Genomic DNA, 297 nt, shown 5'->3' on the forward strand with positions numbered 1-297 from the left:
AATCCACTGATACCGCTGCCTGCCGTGGCCATTCCCACGCTCACCCTCCCACCGGGCCTGCTCACATTCGCCGCCACGGGCACGGGCGATGCGGGCGTCGGCGGACGCGACACGCTCGTGCTGCAGAACACCATCGCCGGACCCGGCTCCGGCACGGGCGGCACCGGCAACATCTCGGGCCTGCAGTACCTCAACTTCGAGAACCTGCCCGTCAACAGCGGCACGTGGACGCTCACCGGCGCGGTGGTGAGCGGCGCCACCACGCTCACCGGCGGTCTCTCGGTCTTCGACAACCCG

The 297-nt window shown here is 70.0% G+C and carries 1 protein-coding gene; it reads left to right on the top strand.

Going from position 1 to position 297, the window contains the following annotated elements:
* Nucleotides 1–24 precede the first annotated feature (24 nt).
* Nucleotides 25–297, top strand: a 273-nt coding sequence (locus tag ACZYSP_RS35445; RefSeq protein ID WP_489019231.1) for a hypothetical protein, incomplete at its 3' end; no start/stop codon positions are given.

Source organism: Variovorax sp. F042 (assembly GCF_057814215.1).